A 3,165-nucleotide genomic window follows, 5' to 3' on the forward strand; every position below is an offset into this window, starting at 1 on the left:
GGCATCAGAGCTAGCATGGGGGATGTAGGTGCTTGCTGGGATAACTCTGTTGTGGAGCGGTTCTTTGGAAGCTTAAAGCATGACTGGGTTTTGAAAGTGCCCCAGCCAACGAGAGAGCATATGAGAAATGATGTGGCTGACTACATGCGTTATTACAACTTAGAGCGGCTCCATACTTCTAACGAAGATATGTCGCCAATCGAGTACGAAAACTCTTTAAGAAAAGTGTCCTGATTTAGTTGCGCAGAACAGTTGAGAGTGTACGGTAAACGATGCTCAAGACCTTGCCCATCAGCTCCGGGTAACGGTCCAGCAAAAAGCGCAACTGGAAAGGAAAACTCAGCACCCATTGGCGAATAGGCTCTGCGGGAAATACTTCATCCACCAAAAGTGCGGCACTCTCCGCCATCCGCCGAGCGCCACAACTAGGGCAGAAACCACTCCGTTTGCAGCTGAAAGCGACCAAACGCTCGTGATGACAATCTTCGCAGCGCACACGCAATTTGAGGCTGTTCAAATTTTGGTATCTACGAAGCTGGAATATCAACAAGGTCTATCTGTGTTTCTTGTTTTCCTTATGGAGTGTGTCTTCTTTTATCGTATCTCTGCTGTTTGCTATGGGAGCTCTTGGAACTAATCGGCCCTTGGCATTGGCTTTGGTATGTTATTTATTTCTAATTGTTGTTATTTATGCGGGCTCAGTGCACGATCCTTTCTGGTTTAAATCTACTAAGAATAATGAGTTAGCTCTGTTTCTTCAGGTTTACAAATCAGAAATGCTTATTGAGGGCGGGTCGAAGGATTAAAAAAAGGTTCGCAAATCATAGATATTAAAAAGTAAAGCTCATTGAATCATAACGCTATGATTAAATGAGCTTTTTCAGTCTAGAAAGGGTTGCATTTGTCCGGTTGTTGCCAAACTTATGCTTCCCTGTGAACCATAATTTTAGCAAATGCTAAACTTATGGTTACTTCCCTACTTTATTGGTTCTTGATGAACCAGCTTTTGGTGGAGACGGCGGGAATTGAACCCGCGTCCGTCAGCACTCTGCCATCGGCTCTACATGCTTAGAATCCGTTAATTAGTTTAACCTTCCACAGCCCAACGGGCAGGACGTGGTTGGCGAGCTCAGTAAAGTTTAACGAAACGACCCTGAGTAAGCCGCTTGGCGATCCTGTTCTGAGTGACAGTCATTAGCGCGATACAGGCACCTTGCTAAAGACCGTTAGGGCCGTAGCCCTAAAAGTGCTTTTTCACTGCTTACGCAGCTAGTTGAGCACCGTAGTTGTCATCATTTGCAACTATGAGTTATAGCGATTGGAGTACGAGTGCCACTATACACTCGGCATGCACCTTTGGTTTTGTTACCAGCGTCGAAGCCATGTCGTCCCCGTAACTTTTACCAAGATTAAGCGTCTGGCTTCGACTGCGTCGAGTCCCGGCCAGCGGGCGGAGCCGCTGTCGCTTATGCCTTTTGAAGGCCAAGAAATTGGCTTTCAATTTGAGACAAAACAGGCATAAGCCCATGTCGTCCCCGTAACTTTTACCAAGATTAAGCGTTTGGCTTCGACTACGTCGAGTCCCGGCCAGTGTTTTAGCAACTGTCGCTTATGCCGTAATTTAATTGTTAGTCATTATATAGGGGCGCTTGTTGGGAATACAAGGCAAGCCTATTTATTTTACGTGTTCTCGAACAATACGTGCTTTCTGGCGATCCCAGTCACGGTTCTTCTCGGCATCTCGTTTATCGTGATCTTTCTTACCTTTGGCCAGTGCTATCTCGCATTTGATGTGGTTTCCTTTCCAATAAAGCGCCAATGCAACACAGGTGTGTCCAGCTTGGTTCATTTTGGCATTTATCTTTGCGATTTCTTTTTTATGTAGCAATAGCTTTCGTTGGCGCGTTGGTTCAGCGATAACGTGAGTACACGCTGACGTTAGCGGTGTGATATAGACGTTAAGAAGCCAGGCTTCACCGTTTTTTAGGAATACGTGTGAATCCGTAAGCTGAGCTTTGCCTTCTCTTAAGCTTTTGACTTCCCACCCTGTTAGAGCGAGTCCGGCTTCGAACTTTTCTTCAATATGGTAGTCGTGTTTAGCTTTCTTATTGAGAGCAATGGTGCCTGGCAGTTGTTTTGGTTTTTTCTTGGCCATATATCTATTGTTATCACTATCTCGTACAAATAGACCTAAACGTTTCTAGGGCTATAAAAATGAACCATTCTACACCATGTTTCAGTCATTTGTGCCAGCCTTCTGAAAATTTATGTTGCGTGTTTTTATTGAGGCTAGGCGACCACGGTCTTGGCGGGTACAATAGAGGTAAGATAGTTTAGGGTGATGTGAATGTCTTTAAGTATTAATCGTAGTGCCTTGGTTATGCACTCTGCTGAGCGTATGAGTGCACTGGTAAATGATGTGGCGGCTTACTCGCAGTTTCTTCCTTGGTGTTCAAGCTCGCAGGTCTTGGAGTCTGAATCGGAGTATATGTTGGCGAGCATTGAGGTTCAAAAGGGCGCGCTGAAGCAGTCGTTTACCACGCGTAACGACTTGTCTGAAGATGGCAGAATTATTATGAGCCTGGTGGAGGGACCTTTCAGCTATTTAAAAGGCGCCTGGGAATTTATTCACCTGAAAGAAGGAGCTTGTAAGGTTGAACTTACGCTCGATTTTGAGATTAAACAAAATTTGGCAAAAATGGCCTTTGCCAAGGTATTTAATCAGGCAGCTAACTCGATGGTTGATGCGTTCTGTGAACGTGCAAATCAATTATATCGTTAAGGAAACGTAAATAATGGAAAATATGATCCAAATAGAAGTTGCCTATGCCGCGCCTGATAAGCAGAAAATACTAACAGTCGAGGTGAAGCCGGGTACCAACGTTTTTGATGGGGCAAAAAACTCGGGAATTGATAAGGTTTTTCCTGAGATAGATTTCGATAAGGCCGATATGGGAATATTTGGTAAAGCGGTTCGTAAACCACTGGAGCAGGAGCTGAAAGAAGGGGATCGTATTGAAATTTACCGCCCATTAATGATCGACCCTAAACAGGCTCGCTTAAATCGGGCGGCAAAGAAAGACTAAATAGAGCGCTTAATATGCTGGGTTGCTCTCAAGTAGTGTGCCTTCGTAGCGTTGGTACACGCCTTGGCTATAGTAGACT

4 protein-coding genes, 1 other RNA gene and 1 pseudogene are annotated in these 3,165 nt (G+C 44.8%); 3 read left to right on the forward strand and 3 right to left on the reverse strand.

All coding sequences use genetic code 11. From position 1 onward, the window contains the following. A partial coding sequence (locus A3735_RS19740) for an integrase core domain-containing protein (RefSeq protein ID WP_156499779.1) occupies positions 1-234 on the forward strand: 234 nt, incomplete at its 5' end. 10 nt (positions 235-244) lie between these two features. Here A3735_RS19740 and A3735_RS29130 read toward each other — a convergent pair. The 3 genes and pseudogenes from A3735_RS29130 to smpB all read right to left on the reverse strand — a co-directional run. Then, positions 245-502: pseudogene (locus tag A3735_RS29130) on the reverse strand (transposase zinc-binding domain-containing protein); the annotation flags it as partial. Between the two features lie 505 nt (positions 503-1,007). Continuing rightward, positions 1,008-1,393, reverse strand: a transfer-messenger RNA (tmRNA) gene (ssrA, locus tag A3735_RS19750). A gap of 282 nt (positions 1,394-1,675) precedes the next feature. Continuing rightward, on the reverse strand, positions 1,676-2,155 hold the full coding sequence (gene smpB / locus A3735_RS19755) for an SsrA-binding protein SmpB (protein WP_068514034.1): 480 nt from the start codon (positions 2,153-2,155) through the stop codon (positions 1,676-1,678). A 192-nt stretch (positions 2,156-2,347) separates the two neighbouring features. Here smpB and A3735_RS19760 point away from each other — a divergent pair, with 192 nt between their 5' ends. Together A3735_RS19760 and A3735_RS19765 are read left to right on the forward strand one after the other, a co-directional pair. After that, the gene (locus A3735_RS19760) at positions 2,348-2,782 is read left to right on the forward strand and encodes a type II toxin-antitoxin system RatA family toxin (RefSeq protein WP_068553707.1); all 435 of its coding nucleotides are present in this window, start codon (positions 2,348-2,350) and stop codon (positions 2,780-2,782) included. Between the two features lie 13 nt (positions 2,783-2,795). Beyond that, positions 2,796-3,086 (forward strand): RnfH family protein, encoded by a 291-nt coding sequence (locus tag A3735_RS19765; protein WP_082865264.1) that lies wholly within the window; start codon positions 2,796-2,798, stop codon positions 3,084-3,086. Positions 3,087-3,165: the final 79 nt, after the last annotated feature.

It is taken from the genome of Oleiphilus sp. HI0061, assembly GCF_001635675.1.

Bases quoted from the DNA above. Each gene is read 5' to 3' on its own strand.
- smpB (WP_068514034.1), bottom strand. From the start codon at position 2,155: ATGGCCAAGAAAAAACCAAAACAACTGCCAGGCACCATTGCTCTCAAT.
- A3735_RS19760 (WP_068553707.1), top strand. From the start codon at position 2,348: ATGTCTTTAAGTATTAATCGTAGTGCCTTGGTTATGCACTCTGCTGAG.
- A3735_RS19765 (WP_082865264.1), top strand. From the start codon at position 2,796: ATGGAAAATATGATCCAAATAGAAGTTGCCTATGCCGCGCCTGATAAG.